We start from the raw sequence: 19,555 nt of genomic DNA, 5'->3' as shown, positions 1-19,555 counted from the left end.
ACATCGGCGTGCCACTGCTTTGAGCGCGGCAGGGATGCGGGTAGACTGAGGCAGAGCAGATAAAAATGAGGTGTAAGATGCAGTATGATCTTGGCGCCCGCAGGCACATAGCCCTGACAGCAGCGATGTTTGCGGCCCTCGTGGCGACCGATGCCAGCGTTGCAGCCAATCCCTTGCCCACAGCCGCTGGACCGCTTGTGGAGATTGCGGCATCGCAACCGCCGCAGGTGTCCCTGCGCCCAACCGCCCGCCCGGTGACGCCATCGGGCGTGGCAGCTACCCGGTTGCGGCCACGGATACGCCCGGCGCAACAGACCCCCACACCCGAGGAGCCTCGGGCCTCCCCGGCCACGCAGCGCGCCTTTGAGGCCTGGATCGCCGCGTTCAGCGCCCGCGCCCGGGCTGACGGACTGTCGCAGGCTACTCTGGACCGGGCGCTCGCAGGTCTGGAATTCGATCCGAAGATAGTACAGCGTGATGGCAACCAATCGGAGTTCGTAACCCCGATCTGGACCTATCTGGAGCGTGCCGTGTCCGACGCGCGCATTGGCAACGGACAGGCTGCCCTGCGCGAGCACGCCCAGACATTGGCCCGCATCGAAGCCAGATATGGCGTCGACAGGGAGGTCGTCGCGGCAGTCTGGGGCATGGAGAGCAACTACGGCACCTTTCGGGGGGAGCGCGATATCATCCGGTCGCTGGCGACTCTGGCCTTTGACGGACGGCGCGCTGCGTTTTTTGAAAGCCAGCTGATAGCCGCCTTGCAGATCCTTCAGGCGGGTGACGTGACGCCGGAAGCGATGACTGGCAGTTGGGCCGGAGCCATGGGGCATACGCAATTCATGCCGACCTCCTATTTGGCCTATGCGGTGGATTTCACCGGCGATGGCAAACGCGATATCTGGTCCGACGATCCCACTGATGCGCTGGCATCAACCGCCGCCTATCTGAAGCGTTTCGGCTGGGTCAAAGGCCAACCCTGGGGATTGGAAGTGCGCTTGCCGACCGGGTTTAACTACGCGCTGGCGGATCGTAAAATCACCAAATCCGCGCAGTCCTGGCGGCAGCTGGGGGTGACCCGCGCCGATGGCGAGGCCCTTCCGGATCATGGCAAGGGCGCCTTGCTGCTGCCCGCCGGTGCGCAGGGGGCTGCCTTCATCGTTTACAGAAACTTCGCCGTGATTGAGCGGTATAATGCAGCGGATGCCTATGTGATTGGCGTGGGGCACCTGAGCGACCGGTTGCGTGGCGCGGGACCGATCCGCGCCAGCTGGCCGCAGGACAGCCGCCCCCTGACCTCTAAAGAACGGCGCGAACTGCAGCAGCGGCTGACTGGCGCGGGCTATGGTACCGGCGGTGCGGACGGGCGGATCGGGCCGAAGACCCGTGCCGCCCTGCGAGCTTATCAGCTGGCCATGGGGCTGACCCCGGACGGCTACCCGTCGCTTTCGGTGCTCAACCGCCTGCGCTGATAGGTCTAGCTGAAGGCGGCTGCGGCAAAAGCAATGGCCATCCCCAGCCCCAGACCGCAGAGACCGGGCAGCACCCAGCCAGTCTTGCCGGACCGGCGGTTGCGGTCACCCGTTTCTTGGGTCTGGGCAATCAACGCCTGTTCCACAAGCGCGGGCAGACGCGGACCAAAACGGGCCATCACCTTGGCCGTGCTCATCAAATCATTGACGATTGCCCGGGGACCGATGGATTTCTTGATGTAGTCTTCTACCACGGGGCGGGCCGAATCCCAGATGTTGATATGGGGGTCCAGTGACCGGGCCACACCTTCCACCACTACCATGGTACGTTGCAGCAGGATCAGTTCTGTCCGGGTTTCCATGCCAAAACGCTCGGTCACTTCAAACAGGTAATTGAGCAACCGCCCCATGGAGATATGGGTGGCATCCATGCCAAAGATCGGTTCCCCCACAGCACGCAGTGCACGCGCAAATTCATCGACATCGCGGTCGGCAGGCACATATCCGGCCTCAAAATGAACCTCGGCGACACGCTTGTAGTCTCGTTTGATGAAGCCAAAGAGAATCTCGGCGTAGACCCGGCGAGTGTATTCGTCGATATGCCCCATGATGCCGAAATCATAAGCGATGATATCACCATTGGCCGCGACCTTCAGGTTGCCCTGATGCATGTCCGCATGGAAATAGCCATCGCGCAGCGCATGGCGTAGAAACAACGAGAGTACACGCTCCGCCAACACCCGACGGTCATGCCCAGCGGCATCCAGCGCGGCATTGTCACCCAGCGGTAACCCGTCGGCCCAGCCCAGTGTCATCACGCGGCGTGCGGAGTGATTCCACAGAATCTGGGGCAGCTGAAACCCGGTGTCGTCCTTGGTATTGGCGGCAAACTCGGAGGCGGCCGCACTTTCCAATCGCAGATCCAGCTCTCCTTGCACAACCCCGTCGAAATGTTTGATCACGTCCATCGGCTTCAATCGCCGCGCGCCGGGGGCAAAGAGATCGGCAATCCGTGCCGCAAAGTAGAAGGCATCCACATCTTTGCGAAACGCGCGTTCGATGCCGGGGCGCAGAACCTTCACCGCAACTTCGCGTTCGTTGTCGACCAGACGCGCCCGGTGGACCTGCGCGATGGAGGCGGCAGCGATCGGTTCGCTGAACTCGGAATAGATCTGCTCGACCGGCTGACCCAGTTCCTGTTCGACCTGCGCCATGGCTTCCGCACGCGAAAACGGCGGTAGCTTGTCCTGTAGCACGCGCAATTGCAGCGCCAGATCATCGCCCACCACATCGGGCCGCGTCGACAGGACCCTGTCCAAATTTGATGTAGGCTTAGCCCCAGCGCCGTCAGCGCGCGGGTGGCCGGTGGCATATTGGGATCGCCCTTGTAGCCTAGCCATTTGAAGGGCCAGCCAAGGGTGCGGGCCAGAATGCGCAGGGGTTTTGGCGCTTCAAACGCATCCAGTACGACATTCATGGCGCCCGTGCGCTCGAATGTGGCGCCTGTGCGGATCAGGCGGATAATGTTGTGGGGGCCACGCATGGTTCAGATCTTCCAGCCAGAGTGCAGCGCCGCGATGCCCAGCGACAGGTTGCGGTATTTTGCGTTGGCAAACCCGGCTTCGCGCAGCATCGATAGGAACGTGTCCTGATCCGGGAAATTACGGATCGATTCGACCAGATACTGATAGCTGTCATAATCGTTCGCGATCATCTGACCCATGCGGGGAATGACGTTGAAGGAATAGAGGTCATAGGCCTTCTGCATTGCCGGGTTTGGCAGTTGGCTGAATTCCAGCACCATCAGCCGCCCGCCGGGTTTCAGCACCCGGTAAGCCTCATTTAGCGCTTCCTGAGGGCGGGTGACGTTCCGAATGCCAAAGGAGATGGTGTAGACGTCAAAGGTATTGTCCTTGAACGGCAGCGCCATGGCATCGCCGGTGACCCAGTCTAGACTGTCGGCCATCTGTGCGGCCTCAGCCCGTTTGCGGCCCTCTTCCAGCATTGGCGCGGTCAGATCCAGTACGGTGGAATGGCCATAGCCTGCGCGCTTCAGGAATCGGAACGAGATATCGCCGGTCCCACCGGCCACATCCAGAAGGCGCTGACCGGGGCGCGGTGACAGCCAGTCCATCATCGCGTCTTTCCAGATCCTGTGGATGCCCATGCTCATGACGTCATTCATCACGTCATATTTTGACGCGACTGAGTTGAATACGCCCTGCACGCGCCCCGCCTTTTCCGACTCGGGCACGGTTTCAAACCCGAAATGGGTGGTATCTTCAGATCTCTGGGTCATGCGGCTTGCCGTTTGTTGTGTGTCGCCCCAGTTATAGGGCGCTGAGAGGGCGGTACAATGCGGCCCTTCGGCCCCATGTTGGTGCAATGTGTCAGGAGGGATGTAATGCCAGAATTGCCCGAGGTCGAGACGGTGCGCCGCGGATTGTCCCCTGCGATGGAGGGGGCGGTGATCGAAAAGGCTGCCATCAATCGACCAGATCTGCGCTGGCCCTTTCCCGAACGTATGGCCGAACGGCTGACCGGGCGCCGTGTCACCGCGCTGCGACGGCGCTCCAAATACATCCTGGCCGATCTGGACAGCGGCGAGACGCTGCTAGTGCATCTTGGCATGTCGGGGCGTATGACCGTGTCTGGTGATCCTCTGGGCCAGTTCGTTCATGATCACCCGCAGGCGCAGAAACACGACCATGTGGTGTTCGATATGGACAATGGTGCGCGCATCACCTTCAACGATCCGCGCCGGTTTGGCGCTATGGACCTGCTGGAGACGGCCACGGCGGATCAGCACAAGCTTCTGGCGGTTCTCGGGCCGGAACCGCTTGGCAACAGCTTTCACGAAGAACACCTGATCGCGGCCTTCAAGGGGCGCAATACGCCGGTGAAATCGGCGCTTCTGGATCAGGGAATCATCGCGGGTCTTGGCAATATCTATGTCTGCGAGGCGCTCTTCCGTGCGGGAATATCGCCCAAGCGCAAGGCTGGGCAGATCGCCGCGCAGCGGGTTGGCGCCTTGGTTCCGATCATCAAGGACGTGCTGACGGATGCCATCAAGGCGGGTGGCTCATCACTGAAGGATTTCCGCCAAGCTGATGGAGAACTTGGATATTTCCAGCACAGCTTTGATGTCTATGGCCGCGAGGGAGAGCCCTGCCGACGGGCGGGATGCGATGGCATCGTAGGTCGGATCACCCAGTCGGGGCGCTCCTCCTTCTACTGTGGCAAATGCCAAAGATAGCTTGAATGCGATGTGTCGCGTGATAATGACTCTTCCCTGAACGGAACAACCGAAAGCGACTATCATGGCCTATGAGACGATCAACGTCGAAGTGCAGGACCACGTTTGCCAAATTAAACTGAACCGGCCCGAAGCGTTGAACGCGCTCAATTCCGAGCTTTTGAGTGAGCTTTGCACCGCCCTGGAAGAGGCAGACGCCAGCGACAAGGTGCGCTGCATCATCCTGACCGGGTCGGAGAAGGCCTTCGCCGCAGGCGCCGATATCAAGGAGATGTCGGAAAAGAGCTTTACCGAAGTGTTCTCAACCAATCTGTTTGCTGGTGTGAATGACCGCGTCAGCGCGATCCGCAAGCCGATCATTGCAGCCGTGGCAGGCTACGCGCTTGGCGGCGGATGTGAGCTGGCGATGCTTTGCGATTTCATCATTGCCGCAGATACCGCCAAATTCGGCCAGCCCGAGATCAATCTTGGCGTGATTGCTGGTATCGGCGGCACCCAGCGCCTGACCCGCTTTGTCGGGAAGTCGAAATCCATGGATATGAACCTGACCGGTCGTTTCATGACCGCTGAAGAGGCCGAGCGCGCTGGTTTGGTGTCTCGCGTGGTGCCCGCCAAGAAGTTGTTGGATGAAGCCACCGCAGCGGCGCATAAAATTGCCGAGAAATCCTTGCTGACAGCGATGGCGGTAAAGGAAACCGTGAATCGCAGCTATGAGCTGCCGCTGAGCGAAGGGCTGCTGTTCGAACGCCGCGTTTTCCACTCAATGTTTGCCACTGAGGATCAGAAAGAGGGCATGGCCGCCTTCCTGGAAAAGCGCGAAGCTCAGTTCCGCGACAAGTAATCCTGTTCACAGGCTGTGGCGACGCAATCCGCGGCGTCTCTTTTCGAGATATGAAACGGGCAGGCGCTGGCGTCTGCCCGTTTCCGTTGGTACTGCGGCAGCGTGCTGGAACCGGGAAGGGCGAGCAGCTCCGACATGGCTTGCATTCCTCGGGGTTTGACGTTACTACCCGCCGCCATACATGCGCGTGCAGCCCGCTTGGCTAGAATCACACCGGTGGATCGGATCCGGGTTCGGCTGGCATTGCGCCTATTGAAAACACGAAACCAAAGTTAGGTCCTACACCATGGCAAATTCGCCTCAGGCAAAAAAGCGCGCCCGTCAGAACGAGAAACGCTTTGCTGTCAACAAAGCCCGTCGTTCGCGCATCCGTACCTTCCTGCGTAAAGCTGAAGAAGCCATCGCTTCTGGCGACAAAGACGCAGCAGCAGAAGCTGTGCGCGCTGCTCAGCCTGAACTGATGCGTGGCGTGACCAAAGGCGTCTACCACAAGAACACCGCATCGCGGAAAATCTCCCGCCTGACCGCGCGCGTCAAAGCGCTGGGTTAAAACGGGGTATTCGAGGGAGCGGTTGATTCCATCGCACCCGCGCTGAGCGCTCCCCCGACAAGCCGTAAAAAATACAAAGGCGTCGCGTTCCGCGGCGCCTTTTGCATTTTGGTCACAGCTGATGCGACCTCGGCGGGCGCAGGGGATTCTTTGTGACCAATCCCTGAGTCAACATCATAGTTTCATTGCTGCGACCCCTTCCGAATTGCTACCACTGTTACAGCGATTCACTCGCTGGGGGGACAGGCTGCTATAGCTTCCTTGATGGGACTCAAGGGCGCTGATTGCGCTGGTACACAGGCATTTCAATGCGCCGTGCACCACGCTCCTGCTGTGTTTCTGGAGTCATCCAGACGGCAGGCCTGTTCCAATTGTGTATGTATTTGGTTCGTCTATTCGACCGCCGCAAACTTGCTTGCCGGTTGATGTAAACGCGACCCCAAACTTTGCCTTCTGCGAGGCAGTGCTGCTCCGGTTGCGGGTCAGTACACACATCCGCTGTGCGTGAACGTCGTCTGGGTTTTGGGCCAGGCTGGGGATGAAACAAGAGGCCAAATAAGGGCCGATGCTATTGGGACGCGTGAGGCGCAGAATGACGGAAGATAACTGGGGCCGGTTGAGACAGCGTTTGTTGAAAACCGTGGGGCAAAACAACTTTACGACTTGGATCGAACCTCTGGAGTTTACCTGCGTGGAGAATGGTGTTGCCATTTTCAACGTACCGACGAACTTCATGGGCAATTATGTCAGCCAGAACTTTGCTGACCTGATCCTGCATGAACTGAACATGTCCGGTGAACCGGTGCAGCGGCTGGCCTTCAGGGTTGCAGCCAATACAGCTGCACGTCCGACCGCTGTCGACACCGCAGGTGCTGCTGATGACCTGCCGCTTGATCTGGATGATGAGGCGCTGACCGATCTGCCGCGCGCCCGCGCTGCCACAGGTCACGGTGCCGCGCCAAAGGATCCGGGCGAGACATTGCAGGCCGCACCGCTGGATCCGCGTTTCACCTTCGACAGCTTTGTTGTGGGTAAGCCCAACGAGCTTGCGCATGCGGCTGCGCGCCGCGTCGCTGAAGGCGGGCCGGTGACTTTCAACCCACTGGTGCTTTATGGCGGGGTTGGTCTGGGTAAAACCCACCTGATGCACGCGATTGCCTGGGAACTGACCGCCCGCAATCCCGAATTGAATGTGCTGTATCTCTCTGCAGAACAGTTCATGTACCGCTTTGTGCAGGCGCTGCGCGAACGCAAGATGATGGATTTCAAACATCTGTTCCGCTCCGTGGATGTGCTGATGGTCGACGACGTTCAGTTTATTGCCTAAGCAAGGACAGCACCCAGGAAGAGTTCTTCCACACCTTCAATGCGCTGGTGGATCAGAATAAGCAGATCATCATTTCCGCCGATCGCGCTCCGGGGGAGATCAAGGATCTGGAAGACCGTGTTCGGTCACGTCTGCAATGTGGTCTGGTGGTCGATCTGCACCCAACGGATTATGAACTGCGTCTGGGCATCCTGCAGTCCAAAGTGGCGCAGCAGATGCAGACCTACCCGGATCTGCGGATTGCGGATGGTGTGCTGGAATTCCTGGCCCACCGTATTTCGACCAATGTTCGTGTTCTCGAAGGTGCTCTGACCCGTCTGTTTGCCTTTGCATCGCTCGTTGGTCGTGAGATCGACATGGAGCTGACCCAGGATTGTCTGGCGGATGTGCTGCGCGCGTCTGAGCGTAAGATCACCGTCGAGGAGATCCAGCGCAAGGTGTCCGAGTACTACAACATCCGCATGTCCGACATCATCGGCCCCAAGCGCCTGCGCTCTTATGCGCGTCCGCGTCAGGTGGCGATGTATCTCTGCAAGCAGCTGACCAGCCGCAGCCTGCCGGAAATCGGTCGTCGGTTTGGTGGGCGTGACCACACCACCGTGATGCACGGCGTGCGGCGTATCGAAGAGCTGAAGACAATCGACGGCCAGATCGCCGAAGATGTCGAAATGCTGCGCCGCTCGCTGGAGGCCTGATATCTCTCGGTGTTTGTCGCAGATTTTGCCCTGACGTCCCGTCAGCTGGCATCCCCAAAAGTCCCGCATGACCCCGGCCAGTCCGGGGTCTTTTGCCCTCTGGGCTTATGGGATTGAGGAATGACACAAATCGGGTGGTTGCGGGCAAACCATGCCGGAGAGCCACGTTTACCGGGGATAAATCGGGCAAGGGGGCATCCGCCCTTGACGCTGCGCACAATCCCTTGGACAAATCCATAAAAAGCCTTGTGCCGAAGGGGTAAAGCGTTACGTTGCTTCTCCCGGCCAGACGTTAGAGGACTTAGGGACATGAAGATCAGCATCGAACGCGGCACCCTGTTGAAAGCTGTGGCTCAGGCCCAGTCAGTGGTTGAGCGCCGCAACACCATTCCGATCCTGGCAAATGTGCTGATTGAGGCCGAAGGGGACACTGTTCAGTTCCGCGCCACCGATCTGGATATCGAGGTGGTCGACAAGGCCCCGGCCCAGGTCGAACGCGCAGGCGCCACCACTGTTGCCGCCACCACCCTGCATGAGATTGTGCGCAAACTGCCCGATGGCGCGCTGGTCACCCTGACTGCAGATGCCGCCAGCGGCCGTCTGACAGTAGAGGCCAGCCGCTCGAACTTCTCGCTGGCCACCCTGCCGCGTGAAGATTTCCCGGTGATGGCCTCCTCCGAATATCATTCCAACTTCACTGCCAATGCTGCCGTCCTGCAGCGGTTGTTCGACAAGTCGAAATTTGCAATCTCCACCGAGGAGACCCGCTACTATCTGAACGGTGTCTATATGCATGTTGCGGATGGTGTCGAAGGTGGCAAGGCGCTGCGCTGTGTCGCCACCGATGGCCACCGGCTGGCGCGGATCGATGCCAATCTGCCGATGGGTGCCGAGGATATGCCCGGTGTGATCGTGCCGCGTAAAACCGTGGGCGAGCTGCGTAAGCTGCTGGACGACGATGAGATGGACATTGCGGTTTCTGTCTCTGAGACCAAAGTGCGTTTTGCGACACCCAATATCACGCTGACCTCCAAGGTCATCGATGGCACCTTCCCCGATTACACGCGGGTCATACCGGCAGGCAACACCCGCCGTCTGGAAGTGGACGCCTCTGAATTTGCCCGCGCTGTGGACCGTGTCGCAACCGTGTCTTCCGAACGGTCGCGCGCTGTGAAGCTGCAGCTGGACGAGGATCGGCTGATCCTTTCAGTCAACGCGCCCGACAGCGGTGCGGCTGAGGAAGAGCTGGCTGTGGCGTATCGTGACGAGCGGTTGGAGATCGGTTTCAACGCAAAATATCTGCTTGAGATCGCCAATCAGGTTGATCGTGAAAACGCGGTCTTCATGTTCAATTCATCCGGTGACCCGACCTTGATGCGAGAAGGTAGCGACGAAAGCGCGGTTTATGTCGTCATGCCGATGCGGGTGTGATCTGCCGGACGGTGCGCTTACCCCTCTTGGCGTCTGAATTGTCCGCCGGGCGGGGGAGTTTGAGTATTTTTGGAAAGATGACACGGGATCCCGCCTTATGCTGGCGTTGACGACCCTGACACTGTCGCACTTCCGCTCGCATCTGCGGGCGGATTTGCATTTGGACGGTCGCCCTGTCGCCATCCATGGTGCCAATGGCGCGGGCAAGACGAATATCCTTGAGGCGGTGTCGCTGTTTTCACCCGGTCGTGGTCTGCGCCGTGCCAGCGCTGCTGATATGGCGCGTCGGCCCGAGGCTCTTGGCTGGAAGCTGAAGGGCCAGCTGACCGCCGCGCGGCAGAGCTATGAGGTGGAAACCTGGTCGGAAGCGGGCAAGGCGCGGCAGGTCAAAATCGACAATAAAGCTGGCAGCCAGATTGATCTGGGACAGATCTGCCGTGTGGTCTGGCTGATCCCTGCGATGGATCGGTTGTGGATCGAAGCGGCCGAAGGGCGGCGGCGGTTTCTAGATCGCATCGTGCTGAGTTTCGATCCCGGCCATGCCGAGGCGACATTGCTCTATGAAAAGGCCATGCGCGAGCGCAATCGCCTGCTGAAGGAACAGATCCGCGATGCGGCCTGGTACCGGGTCTTGGAAACGCAGATGGCCGAAAGCGGCCATCGCATCCACGCGGCGCGTACTGCTGCGGTGGATCGCCTGCGAATGGCGCAGGACGCTGCCGAAACGGCCTTTCCCGCGGCCGAGCTGGAGCTAATCCAATCCGACGGTGGGCTTCCGGACACAGCAGCAGATCTGCAGGAGGCCTTTGAGGAGGGCCGGTTTCGCGATTTGGCGGCTGGGCGTACTCTGCTGGGGCCGCACCGCACGGATCTGTTGGGCACCTATCAGGCCAAAGGCGTGCCCGCGCGCGATTGTTCCACCGGCGAACAGAAGGCGCTGCTGGTGTCGCTGATTCTTGCCAATGCGCGGGCATTAATCGCAGAAGGCGGCGCGCCGCCGATCCTGCTGCTGGACGAGGTTTCGGCGCATCTGGATGTGACTCGCAGGGCCGCGCTCTACCAGGAGATCGTGACGCTTGGCGCGCAGGCCTGGATGACGGGCACCGGCCCCGAACTGTTCGATGAATTCGAAGGCAGGGCGCAGATGCTCACCGTTGAGGATGGCGACGCAGGCTCCGAAGTGGTGGCGGGATGAGCGTGTCTGCCTGGGATCTGACCCTCTATGCAGGTGGGTTGTTTGTGTTGTTTCTGACGCCGGGGCCGGTTTGGCTGGCGGTGATGGCGCGGGCGATGTCGGGCGGCTTTCCCGCAGCCTGGCCGCTGGCCTTGGGCGTGGCTTGCGGTGATATTCTCTGGCCGCTGGTGGCGGTGGCGGGCGTGTCCTGGATTGTATCAGAGGTCACCGGCCTGATGGAGGTGCTGCGCTGGGTCGCTAGTGCGATGTTTCTGTTCATGGGAGGGATGTTGCTGCGGCACGCCGGTGCCCGGATTGAGGCCAATAGCGCGCTGACCCGTCCGGGGTTATGGGCCGGATTTATTGCCGGTATCGCGGTCATTCTGGGCAATCCGAAGGCGATCCTGTTCTACATGGGGGTGCTACCGGGGTTCTTTGATCTGACGGCTGTCACCCATCTCGATATCCTCGCCATTGTGGTGCTGTCTTTTCTGGTGCCTCTGGCGGGGAACCTGTGCATGGCTGGTCTGGTCCACCGGGTGCGCTGGCACATCACATCCCCGGCGACACTGCGCCGGATCAATATCGTGTCGGGGTGCCTGCTGATCGGGGTGGGGTGCCTGATCCCCTTTGTTTGAGGTTTGCACCGGGTTCCTACGCCCCGGATGGCAGCACCAGCCATGGGCTGAGATAGGTCAGAAGATCATCGCGGAAGTTGCCGGGGGCATCATGTGCGGCGCAGAATGACAGGGCCAATATATGATTCAGGAAGGCCTGCATCCCCTCGGCCAGCACCTCAGCTGACTGATCCTGACGCAGCATGCCGGTGTTCTGCAGCTCGGTGACCCAACCGGACCAGAGCGAGGTCTGGCGGCAAAAACTCTGTGCGATGACCGCATCGGTTTCGGTGCCCGTGGTGCCTGAGTAGCGCAGCAGCAGATCGAAAATCACCCGGTCCTGCGCCACGAACTGCACCACAGGCAGCAGCCGGTCAATCACCTCCTCCAGCGTCTGCGGCGCGGGCAAGGCTTCGGTCTCGTCCAAAACCGCCATGATCCGGGGGCCGATCACCGCAGCGAGTAGGCCATCTTTGTCGCCGAAATGCGAAAATAACGTGCCCTTTGCGACCCCGGCTTCTGCAACCACATCCTCTACTCTCAAACCGCTATAGCCCGATGCGGTGATTTGCGCTGCAGCCACCTCCAGCAGGCGGGCGCGGGTTTCCAGTCGGCGTTGTTGCGGAGCGCGGGACATAATGACCTCTCACGAATATGACCGTGGTCAATTAATTTATTGACCACGGTCATTTTCTCAATAAGTTGACCTCAGTCACTTTTAAGATCCGGAGATCCCCATGTCCACGCGAAAAATCATCATCCTCAACGGTCACCCGGCGCCCAGTTCGCTGTCCCAGTCGCTTTGTCAAACCTATCAAACGGCGGCAGAGGCAGGCGGCCATCAGGTGCGCTACCATGACCTGTCGTCCATGCAATTTGATATCGATTACGGGCAGACGGGGTACAAGAATGTAAAACCGTTGGAACCGGATCTCGCAGCTTTTCTCACCGATCTGGAATGGGCTGATCACATTGTGATGGCGACACCTATGTGGTGGGGCGCGATACCGGCAAAGCTGAAAGGCGTCTTTGACCGCGCACTCTTGCCGGGCCGCGCGTTTGATACCCACAACGTCAATGTCCTGGGGCTGCCTGCGCCGATGCTCACCGGCAAGACAGCGCGGGTATTGTTGACATCTGACACGCCCGCGCTCTGGCTGCGGCTGATCTACGGCAATGCTATCAAGCGGATTATCAGCAGCCAGATCCTGGGATTTGTCGGGATCAAACCGACGCGCTTCTCGTCTTTTGCACCAGCGACAGATGCTGCGGAGAAGACCGTCCTTTCCTGGCAGCGCAAGGTCGCGGACCTAGGCGCCAGAGCAGCCTGATTCCACCAAGAAAAAAGGGGCTTGCGCGTGACATTCCCGGCCAGACTTCGTATAAAATCCTGAAGCAAAGACAGGAAGATGTGAATGTCCGGAAACGAGCAGGCCCCCGCAGACTATGGCGCGGATTCCATCAAAGTTCTCAAGGGCTTGGAGGCGGTTCGCAAACGCCCCGGCATGTATATCGGGGACACCGACGATGGGTCGGGGCTGCACCATATGGTGTATGAGGTTGTCGACAATGGCATCGACGAGGCCCTGGCCGGTCACGCGGACCGGGTGGTCGTGAAAATTCACGCCGATTCCAGCGTCTCGGTGAACGACAACGGGCGCGGGATTCCGGTCGGGATTCATGAAGAAGAAGGTGTTTCAGCGGCTGAGGTCATCATGACCCAGCTCCATGCTGGCGGTAAGTTTGACAGCAACTCCTACAAGGTTTCCGGCGGCCTTCACGGCGTGGGCGTTTCTGTGGTGAACGCGCTGTCAGATTGGCTGGAATTGCGCATCTGGCGCGATGGCAAGGAACATGTCGCGCGGTTTGAGCGTGGCGATACTGCTGAACACCTGAAAGTTGTTGGCGAATGTGGTGATCAGACCGGTACCGAGGTGCGCTTTCTTGCGTCTACCGATACCTTCTCCAACCTCGAATATTCCTTCGAGACACTGGAAAAACGCCTACGTGAACTGGCATTCCTGAACTCAGGCGTGCGGATCATCCTGATTGACGAGCGCCCGGCCGAACGGCTGGAGGTGGAGCTGTTCTACGAGGGCGGCGTCAAGGAATTCGTCAAATATCTTGATCGGTCGAAATCGCCCGTGATGGAGGCGCCGATCTATATCACCGGCGACAAGGACGACATCGGGGTCGAGGTCGCGATGTGGTGGAACGACAGCTATCATGAAACGGTGCTGCCCTTTACCAACAACATCCCGCAGCGGGACGGCGGCACCCATGTTGCGGGCTTTCGCGGTGCGCTGACCCGCACCATCAACAACTATGCGCAATCTTCCGGCATCGCCAAGAAGGAGAAGGTCTCCTTTACCGGGGATGACGCCCGTGAGGGGCTGACCTGCGTGCTGTCGGTCAAGGTGCCTGATCCGAAATTCTCCAGCCAAACCAAAGACAAGCTGGTTTCCTCCGAGGTGCGACCTGTGGTCGAAAGCCTGGTCAACGAAAAGCTGGCAGAATGGTTTGAGGAGAACCCAAATCAGGCCAAGCAGATCGTCGGCAAGATTATCGAAGCCGCCCTCGCACGGGAGGCCGCCCGCAAGGCGCGCGAGCTGACCCGCCGCAAGACGGCGATGGATGTGAATTATCTGGCGGGCAAATTGAAAGACTGCTCGGAAAAAGATCCCTCCAAAACCGAAGTCTTCCTGGTGGAGGGGGACTCTGCCGGTGGCTCCGCCCAGACCGGGCGCGACCGGATGACCCAGGCGATCCTGCCTCTGCGTGGTAAGATTCTGAACGTGGAGCGCGCGCGTTTCGACCGGATGCTTGGCAGTCAGGAAATCGGTAACCTGGTGATGGCTCTGGGCACCGGCATTGGCCGGGATGAGTTCAACATCGAGAAGCTGCGTTACCACAAGATCGTCATCATGACTGACGCAGACGTCGATGGCGCCCACATCCGAACCCTGCTGCTCACGTTCTTCTATCGTCAGATGCCGGAGCTGATCGAAGGCGGGTATCTCTATATTGCGCAGCCGCCCCTTTATAAGGTGTCGCGCGGCAAATCAGAGGTCTACCTCAAGGATCAGGCCGCCCTTGATGAATATCTGATCAATCAGGGCGTCGACGGGGCGGTGCTGAAACTGGGCAGCGGCGAGGAACTGGTAGGTCAGGATCTTGCCCGTGTTGTCGATGAGGCGCGTCAGCTCAAGCGTGTTCTGGACGCCTTCCCCACCCATTACCCGCGTCATATTCTTGAGCAGGCCGCGGTTGCTTAGCGCCTTTGTGCCGGGTGCTGTTGATGCTGATCTGCAGGGCGTCGCTGATAAGGTGGCGCAGCGTCTGGACCTGATTGCGTTGGAATATGAACGTGGTTGGCGTGGGCGGATCACACAGGATCACGGTATTCGCCTGTCACGAATCCTGCGCGGTGTTGAGGAGCTGCGCACCTTGGACGGCCCCATGTTGCGCTCCGGCGAGGCCCGGAAAACTGGCAGCTTTACCAATAGCTTGCAGGAAATCTACGGGGCTGCGGCGACCCTCGTCCGGCGCGACCGTAGTCAGGCGATTCACGGTCCGCTTGGCCTGTTGAAAGCCATCCTTGAAGAGGGCGAAAAAGGTCTGGCGCTGCAGCGTTACAAAGGTCTGGGTGAGATGAACCCCGACCAGCTGTGGGAGACCACGCTGGACCCTGATGCGCGCACCCTGTTGCAGGTCCGAGTCGAAGACATGGTTGAGGCGGATGATCTCTTCACTAAGCTGATGGGTGACGTCGTCGAGCCCCGGCGCGAGTTCATCCAGAAAAACGCACTGAGCGTGGAAAACCTGGATTTTTGATTTCAGCCGCGGGCAGCATGTTGTCGCTGCCCGCGCCCAATCTGCCCGCGACGGTTCACCCGAGCTGGGGATGGCGCTGAGGTTTTCGGCGACGCGAGCTGGTACCGGTTTCGGTCGCTCTGCGACATGACTCGCTCATAACTCTTCTCATGATTGCATCTGGGGTAAGCGGTGATCCGTTCGGCGGGCGCGCGTGCGGCGGATATGATCGGCATGCGTACACCAAATATTTTGGTTCTGTATATTGAGGGATTGCCCGGTTTGCCTCTCAACATGAGCTTCCCCACAGCAAATCCTGTAGAGATTTACCATTCTGCCGCAGAATGTTGACGCAGAATCACTCGAACGTTAAGAATCGGTTAATAAAAAGCGGCTCGACCGCGATTTTCGGAGCAGCCGGGGGGTAGTGTGTGCCGATGTTGAGCGTAAAGAAAGACAGTGAAACCGGAACAGAGGTTGCTGATGCCGGTGATCGCCCGGTGCGCTCGGTCCAGATTGATGGTGTGATCTCCTCAAGCAACAGCGCGCTTCGCTCTCCTCAGGCGGGAAAATCCCGCGCCAAGGCAAATATCGCGGCGGTGACCTCCGTTGCGACGGATCGGTCAGAACTCAATCCGGACATCAATAAAGGGGCTGGTGGATCATTGAACGCTGCAACCGGGAAGGCTGACGGGCGTAGGCCTGCTCCCGGCCGTCCCCTGGCCCAGATGTCGCCGATTGTGAAACTGGGGGCCGCAGCTGCGGTCCTGGGTTTGTTTGCCGTGGGTCTTGCGGTGCTGCAGTTCGGACCTGATGAGACTGCTGAGACGGCTGTTGATCAACCCCGCGTGGCACGGTTGCTGACGCCGCAGGCGCTGGCGGGCCTGGACCCAAGTGCCACCCCGAGCGAGCGCGCTGCGGCTGAGGAGCTGCTGACGGCTGCAGTCGAAACCGCCGCGCCGCTCAGCGCCGAGGATGCCATGGTTGCGCAGATGACCGCAGGAACGCTCGCGGCGCTGCGGCGTGGCAGCGCCGTGAGCCCGTCTGCGGACGCAGAACAGCCCGCCGCCCCGGCGTCGCAGGCCCATACCGCGCTTTATAGTCTGGTGCTGCGGGCCGTCGGGCAGGGGCAATCGCCCGCCTATATCGACCAAATGGTAAATGACGCCTATCGCAGCGAGACCATCACCGTACCTGCGGCGCTGATCGGCGCGGATGGGCGCGTCGATACCGCAACCATTCTGGCGCTGTTCGTCGGTCAGTAGCGCCAGCGCCGGGCCAGTGTTGCTGCGTGCGCCGATGCGCTCGACCGAAACGCGGCAGAGCTCCAAGATATAAGCTTTCCAACCGTTCTAAGACAAAGAGGCGGCGCCGATGATCGGCGCGGGACGCCCGAGTTCAACCCAAGAGGGATATTATGAAAAAACACCTGATCGCGGCGCTCTGTTGCGTTACCGGCCTGCTGGCTACGCCTGTCGTCGCCGAGACCTGCGGTGGCACATATAAGGTGCGCCCCGGGGACAGCCTGTCGCTGATTGCTGATCGGCTTTACAAGGATGTGGGCATGTGGAGCGCGATCCACAGCCGCAACATAGACGCGATTGGCCCGCGCCCGGATGCGATCCGCGTCGGCATGGAGCTGACAATGGCCTGCCTGAATGGTCTGCCGACAGGGCTGCCCGGCGGCAAGGCGGTTGCGGATGCGCAGCCAGTGGTCGCGGCACCGGTCAAGGTACAGCCGGGCACCGCCGCCGTGCGCAGCAAGATCAATCTGCTGACCGGGGATGACTATGCGCCCTTCACCTCCAAGACTGCCCACAATGGCGGGCTGATCACCGAGGTGGTGAATGCGGCCATGACCGATGCCGCTCCGGCGCAGGGCTTTGCCATCCACTGGGTGGACGACTGGGCCTCCCATTTCGATCCGCTGCTGTCGAACGCGCTGCTGGATCTGGGCTTCCCTTGGTATCGCCCGGATTGCGACACCATGCCGGAGAGCTATCGCTGCGTGAACTTCCTGTTCTCGGACCCGATGTTTGAGACGCTGATGCTGCTCTTTGTCGATAAATCGCGCCCCTTCACCTTTGAGACGGACGCTGACATTGAGGGCAAGACACTCTGCCGCCCGGCGGGGTATCTGACTTTTGATCTGGATGGCTACGGGCGCCGCTGGATGGAGGAGAAGAAGATCACCCTCAAACAGCCGCATAAGGTTGCCGATTGTTTCGAGATGGTCGCCAAGGGGGAGGCGGATGCCGTTGCGATCAATGAATTCACCGGACGCAGCGTGATGAAGGAAAACGATCTGCTGGATCAGTTTGAAGTGCTGCCACTGCCGCTCTCAGTGCTGGGTATCCATGTGGTGGTGCATAAAACCCATCCACAGGCCGAAGATATGCTGACCATGATCAATACCGGTCTGCGCAATATCCGTGAGAACGGTCGCTATCAGGCCATTATCGAGGATCACATGGCCAGGATCTGGGCTTAGCTTCTGAGGGAGGGCGCCATGTTGAAACATCTCGCACCGGCGGCCATAGCGCTGCTGCTGGCCATCGGTGTCGCACCACGCGCGGCGCAGGCCATCTGCAATGTCGATTACCGGGTACAGCCCGGCGACACGCTCTTCTCGATTGCCGAAACCCATTATAGTGACCGCAGCCGCTGGACGCTGATCTACTATAGCAACCAGCATGTGCTGGAGGGGCCCAGCGTCATCCCCGGCAAAACCCTGCACATCCCCTGCGCGCAGCAGGCCACGACGCCCGATGCCACGCCCCTGCGCAAGGATGACGCGGAGATGAAGCTGCTGACCGGTGGTGGCTTTGCCCCGTTCACCGATCAGACGCTGCCCGGTCAGGGGATGGTGACCGAACTGGTCAATGCCGCGCTGGAGCTGACCCCTGCGCCGGTGTCCTATTCGATCACCTGGGAACAGGATTGGTCGAAACATCTGTTCCCGATGCTGGATGAGAAACAGTTCGACATGGGGTTCCCCTGGCTGAAGCCGGATTGCGCGGCAAACCCAACAGATGAGCGCTGCGTGAACTTCCATTTCTCGGAACCGCTGATGACCATCCCGATCATGGTCTTCGTGCGGGCAGATGCCGCCTTCGCCTTTGACAGCGACGCCGATATGCTGGGCAAGACCCTGTGCCGTCCAGAAGGATACTACACCCATGACCTCGATCGCGGCGATCGTCGCTGGTTGAGCGAGGGCAAGCTGACGCTGGTTCAGGCCGCGGATCCCGGCGCCTGTTTCCGCAAGCTGATGGCGCGGGAGGTGGATGCGGTATCCCTGAACCTCTTCCTTGGCGCGAACACGCTGATCTCAGAGGGGTTGCGTGATCAGGTGATCCCTCTGGAGCGTCCACTCTCCGAGGAAGGCCTGCATGTGGTGATTTCCAAACGCCACTGGCGCGGTACCTCGCATCTCTATCGCATCAACGCAGGTCTGAAGGCGCTCAAGGCTGATGGCCGATTTCAGGACATCGTCTCGCGTCATCTGGAACTGTTCTGGGCACAACTCCAGTAACACCAGACAGACCGCGCCCCACCGGGGCGGGGTCTCCCGCCAGAACCGAACCTTTGGTCCTATTCTGTTGGGCCAGGCGCCGCGCCCCTTACAGGGGTGCGGCGTTTGCAGTCCGAAAGCGCGGCGCATCTTTATACGGTGCGGGTTTTGACTTTTGGTGTGCCCCGGTCACCGCCCAGTTCGGTCTTTATATACTATGATGAGAGGAGGGGGACGCCTGCGGTTCGTCTGGCCTTTGGCGACACCGTCCAGACGAACCTGTGTTGTTTGTTTTTCGGTGATTTTGGTTGGTTGGCTTGTTTGTGTGTTTTGCGAGTCTGTGGATATGTGGGGCGAGTCTGTGGGTAAGTTGGGTTTGGGGGGATTGGCGGCTGTGTTTTGGCGAGGGTGGGGTGGATTTCGGGTCAGGCATGCTGACTTTGTTGGTGTTTAACTATTTGATTTTGTTTGATTTCACGCTTTTCTCTGCGGAAACTTTGATTTTCTTTGATTTTGGTGTTGCGGCCATCGGTAACTCGCCTTAGAACCCCCTTCACCGGCGGCGCTGAGGCGCTACTGAGACACACCGGACGGGACGGCGGCGACGCTGGGATGGACGGGAAACGCGGCGGAGAGACGCTGGGACGGGCTGGAGAGACGGTCGGACGCATCGGAAAGACGGTGGCATTTATGGGGTTTTGATCGGCGGGCGCGTCAGGAATTTGGCGCATCTGTTGGTTTTTGTCTCTGGATGTATGCTCTTTGACATTGATGATATCTGAAGAGATATGTGGGCGGTTTGGTTCATTCGATGGATCAACCTCTTCATATCAACGCTAGTAGGGCTTTTGTCCGATGATCTAGT

At 59.7% G+C, this 19,555-nt stretch carries 13 protein-coding genes and 3 pseudogenes; 13 read left to right on the top strand and 3 right to left on the bottom strand.

The genetic code is table 11. The annotated features are described in order from the left end of the window. Nucleotides 1–77 precede the first annotated feature (77 nt). Nucleotides 78–1,472 carry a lytic murein transglycosylase gene (locus L0Z65_RS13265; RefSeq protein WP_405108339.1) on the top strand — a complete coding sequence of 465 codons (1,395 nt, stop codon included), beginning with the start codon at nt 78–80 and terminating at the stop codon, nt 1,470–1,472. A gap of 5 nt (nt 1,473–1,477) precedes the next feature. Here L0Z65_RS13265 and ubiB read toward each other — a convergent pair. Further along, nucleotides 1,478–3,015, bottom strand: a pseudogene (ubiB, locus tag L0Z65_RS13260) (2-polyprenylphenol 6-hydroxylase). 3 nt (nt 3,016–3,018) lie between these two features. Continuing rightward, nucleotides 3,019–3,771, bottom strand: coding sequence for a bifunctional demethylmenaquinone methyltransferase/2-methoxy-6-polyprenyl-1,4-benzoquinol methylase UbiE (gene ubiE, locus L0Z65_RS13255; protein ID WP_024099010.1), 753 nt, complete (start codon nt 3,769–3,771; stop codon nt 3,019–3,021). Nucleotides 3,772–3,876: 105 nt separating this feature from the next. On the opposite strand from ubiE, the gene mutM reads away from it, so the two are divergent. The 7 genes and pseudogenes from mutM to L0Z65_RS13220 all read left to right on the top strand — a co-directional run bounded on the left by mutM (nt 3,877) and on the right by L0Z65_RS13220 (nt 11,384). Beyond that, nucleotides 3,877–4,728, top strand: a complete 852-nt coding sequence (mutM, locus tag L0Z65_RS13250) for a bifunctional DNA-formamidopyrimidine glycosylase/DNA-(apurinic or apyrimidinic site) lyase (RefSeq protein ID WP_096873052.1) — start codon at nt 3,877–3,879, stop codon at nt 4,726–4,728. A 64-nt stretch (nt 4,729–4,792) separates the two neighbouring features. After that, nucleotides 4,793–5,569, top strand: a complete 777-nt coding sequence (locus L0Z65_RS13245) for an enoyl-CoA hydratase (protein ID WP_014876529.1) — start codon at nt 4,793–4,795, stop codon at nt 5,567–5,569. A 286-nt stretch (nt 5,570–5,855) separates the two neighbouring features. Next, the gene (rpsT, locus tag L0Z65_RS13240; protein ID WP_072506211.1) at nt 5,856–6,119 is read left to right on the top strand and encodes a 30S ribosomal protein S20; all 264 of its coding nucleotides are present in this window, start codon (nt 5,856–5,858) and stop codon (nt 6,117–6,119) included. 592 nt (nt 6,120–6,711) lie between these two features. Continuing rightward, nucleotides 6,712–8,141 (top strand): annotated as a pseudogene (gene dnaA, locus L0Z65_RS13235) (chromosomal replication initiator protein DnaA). A gap of 309 nt (nt 8,142–8,450) precedes the next feature. Then, the gene (gene dnaN / locus L0Z65_RS13230; protein ID WP_405108332.1) at nt 8,451–9,572 is read left to right on the top strand and encodes a DNA polymerase III subunit beta; all 1,122 of its coding nucleotides are present in this window, start codon (nt 8,451–8,453) and stop codon (nt 9,570–9,572) included. A 97-nt stretch (nt 9,573–9,669) separates the two neighbouring features. Continuing rightward, entirely contained in the window at nt 9,670–10,767 is a 1,098-nt protein-coding gene (gene recF / locus L0Z65_RS13225) for a DNA replication/repair protein RecF (protein ID WP_405108329.1), read from the top strand. Further along, the gene (locus tag L0Z65_RS13220; RefSeq protein ID WP_102896122.1) at nt 10,764–11,384 is read left to right on the top strand and encodes a LysE family translocator; all 621 of its coding nucleotides are present in this window, start codon (nt 10,764–10,766) and stop codon (nt 11,382–11,384) included. Before recF ends, L0Z65_RS13220 begins: the two co-directional genes overlap by 4 nt. Nucleotides 11,385–11,400: 16 nt before the next feature. Here L0Z65_RS13220 and L0Z65_RS13215 read toward each other — a convergent pair whose 3' ends face one another. Beyond that, nucleotides 11,401–12,000 carry a TetR/AcrR family transcriptional regulator gene (locus tag L0Z65_RS13215; protein WP_405108325.1) on the bottom strand — a complete coding sequence of 200 codons (600 nt, stop codon included), beginning with the start codon at nt 11,998–12,000 and terminating at the stop codon, nt 11,401–11,403. Between the two features lie 100 nt (nt 12,001–12,100). Between L0Z65_RS13215 and L0Z65_RS13210 the strand changes: the two genes are divergently transcribed. The 5 genes and pseudogenes from L0Z65_RS13210 to L0Z65_RS13190 all read left to right on the top strand — a co-directional run bounded on the left by L0Z65_RS13210 (nt 12,101) and on the right by L0Z65_RS13190 (nt 18,711). Next, the gene (locus tag L0Z65_RS13210; RefSeq protein ID WP_405108322.1) at nt 12,101–12,694 is read left to right on the top strand and encodes an NAD(P)H-dependent oxidoreductase; all 594 of its coding nucleotides are present in this window, start codon (nt 12,101–12,103) and stop codon (nt 12,692–12,694) included. Between the two features lie 84 nt (nt 12,695–12,778). After that, nucleotides 12,779–15,197, top strand: a pseudogene (gene gyrB / locus L0Z65_RS13205) (DNA topoisomerase (ATP-hydrolyzing) subunit B). 416 nt (nt 15,198–15,613) lie between these two features. After that, nucleotides 15,614–16,441 (top strand): hypothetical protein, encoded by an 828-nt coding sequence (locus L0Z65_RS13200; protein ID WP_405108319.1) that lies wholly within the window; start codon nt 15,614–15,616, stop codon nt 16,439–16,441. A 152-nt stretch (nt 16,442–16,593) separates the two neighbouring features. Then, a complete protein-coding gene (locus tag L0Z65_RS13195) occupies nt 16,594–17,667 on the top strand; it encodes a peptidoglycan-binding protein LysM (protein WP_405108316.1) in 1,074 nt (357 codons plus the stop codon). Nucleotides 17,668–17,685: 18 nt separating this feature from the next. Beyond that, nucleotides 17,686–18,711, top strand: a complete 1,026-nt coding sequence (locus L0Z65_RS13190) for a transporter substrate-binding domain-containing protein (RefSeq protein WP_405108313.1) — start codon at nt 17,686–17,688, stop codon at nt 18,709–18,711. Nucleotides 18,712–19,555 lie beyond the last annotated feature (844 nt).

The organism is Phaeobacter sp. BS52 (assembly GCF_045040595.1).
GTDB lineage: Bacteria > Pseudomonadota > Alphaproteobacteria > Rhodobacterales > Rhodobacteraceae > Phaeobacter > Phaeobacter piscinae.
Note: the sequence above shows the minus strand (reverse complement) of the source record. Positions and strands in the feature narration are given on the sequence as shown.